Annotated in this window: 1 protein-coding gene and 1 pseudogene; one reads left to right on the forward strand and one right to left on the reverse strand. The window is 67.4% G+C overall.

The features are described 5' to 3' along the window. Positions 1–280: 280 nt before the first annotated feature. Positions 281–1,618, forward strand: a complete 1,338-nt coding sequence (locus VG296_RS04075; RefSeq protein WP_325563196.1) for a hypothetical protein — start codon at positions 281–283, stop codon at positions 1,616–1,618. 19 nt (positions 1,619–1,637) lie between these two features. On the opposite strand, the pseudogene VG296_RS04080 reads toward VG296_RS04075, so the two are convergent. Continuing rightward, a pseudogene (locus VG296_RS04080) lies at positions 1,638–1,884 on the reverse strand (glutathione peroxidase); the annotation flags it as partial.

Genomic DNA, 1,884 nt, shown 5'->3' on the forward strand with positions numbered 1-1,884 from the left:
AGACGCCGACATTACTGCCGATCGCGCTTCCGAGCGCGGCCTCACGACCGTGGATCAGCGCGTTCTTGGTCACGATCGCGGTGTCGGGACCGGGCAGCAGCACGATCGCGACGACGATCCCGACGTAGACGAGCAGATGGATGGGCACCCAGCCAGTATCTCAGCGGGAATCGCGTGTGCGTACGGATGCCGCAGCCAATGTGTGCGATGGCCCGCTGGAACCCTCTCTGATACGGTTCGCTAAAGCGTTTTAGTGGCAGGACCAGCAGAGGAGAGAGAAATGCGAGTGCCAACCCTTCAGGAGGGAATCGAGCAGGCCGGCTCCGCCGTCAACCTGCTGTGGAAGCCCGACGCCCCGCCGTGGAACCCGCCCGTGGTCCCCGCCGAGTTCGTCGGCTGGCGCACCGAGCAGACCGCGGCCTTTCAGACGGTCTCGCTGTCGAACCTCTCCCACCACATGCGTGACCTGTTCATCTCCGGACCGGACGCGACGCGGCTGCTGTCGGATTACAGCGCCAACAACTACGCGAACTTCGCGGTCGGCCAGGCCAAACAGTTCGTGCCGGTCACGGCCCAGGGCCACATCGTTCAGGACGGGATCCTGATACGCGACGCCGAGGATCGCTACACGCTCACCGGCCCGCCGGCCTCACAGTCCTGGATCCTGTTCCACGGGCAGCAGGGCGGCTACGACGTCGAGTTCAAGGACGACCCCGACTCGCAGTTCCGCCCCGGCGACCCGGTGCTGTTCCGCTACCAGGTGCAGGGTCCGGGCGCGCTCGCACTAGTCGAGCAGGTCTTCGGTGGGCCGCTGCCCGAGACCAAGTTCTTCCACACCGTGCCGGTCAGGCTCGACGGCCGCCACTTCCACGCGTTGCGCCACGGCATGGCCGGCCAGGCCGGCTATGAGTTCATCGGCGACTACGCCGACGGCGAGTTCGTCAAGGACGCGCTGCTGCGCGCCGGTGAGGAGTTCGGCCTCGTGCAGATCGGCGCGCAGGCCTACGCCACCAACGGCGTCGAGAGCGGCTGGATCCCGACCCCCACCCCCGGCATCTACGTCGACCCGACGCTCGCCGCCTACCGGCAGTGGCTGCCCGTGTTCTCATTCGAGGGCCAGAAGCCACTGCACGGCAGCGCCTTCTCAGCCGACATCGAGGACTACTACGTCTCCCCCTGGGAGCTCGGCTACGGACGCTCGATCAGCTTCAACCACGACTTCCTCGGCCGCGACGCGCTGATGGCCGCACAGGACAACGTGCCGCGCACGAAGGTCACGCTCGAGCTCGACCAGCAGGACGTGCGCGAGGCACTCGGCGGCGAGCTCGGCTACCTGCTGACCTACGGCCGCTACCGCATCGAGGCCGGCGGTGAGCTCGTCGGTATCAGCTTCTACACCGCCCACATTCACCGGCTCGCCTCGGTCCTGGCGCTGTCACTGATCGACAACGCCCACGCGGCGCCGGGAACCGCGGTCGAGCTGGTCTGGGGCGAGCACCCAGGCGGCGACGTCGACCCCGACACCGACCTCGGCTTCGCGCGGATCCGCGCGACGGTGCAGCCCTCCCCCTACAACGAGTATGCGCGCACCAAGTACCGCGCCGACGCGGCGGCCTGATCTGACGACAAACGGGACACTAGTCGCCGCCGGCCAGGGCTCGCTCGATCGCAGCCGTGATCTTCTCCCCCTCGGGCTTCACCCTCGGACCCCAGTGATCGATCAGCCGTCCGTCGGCACCGACTAGGTACTTGGTGAAGTTCCACGTGGGTGGCGCCGAGTTGGGCTGGGTGGTGAGGTCCTGCCAGAACGCGTCGGGGTGTTCACGCACCGAGGTGCGCTCGGTCAACGGGAACTCGACCCCGTAGTTCTTCTGGCAGAACGCC

The sequence above is a fragment of the Actinospica sp. genome (assembly GCF_035552695.1).
Classification (GTDB): Bacteria; Actinomycetota; Actinomycetes; order Streptomycetales; family Catenulisporaceae; genus Actinospica.

What these genes read in the sequence shown, in the direction of transcription:
- VG296_RS04075 (WP_325563196.1), top strand. Translation starts at nt 281, where the DNA reads ATGCGAGTGCCAACCCTTCAGGAGGGAATCGAGCAGGCCGGCTCCGCC.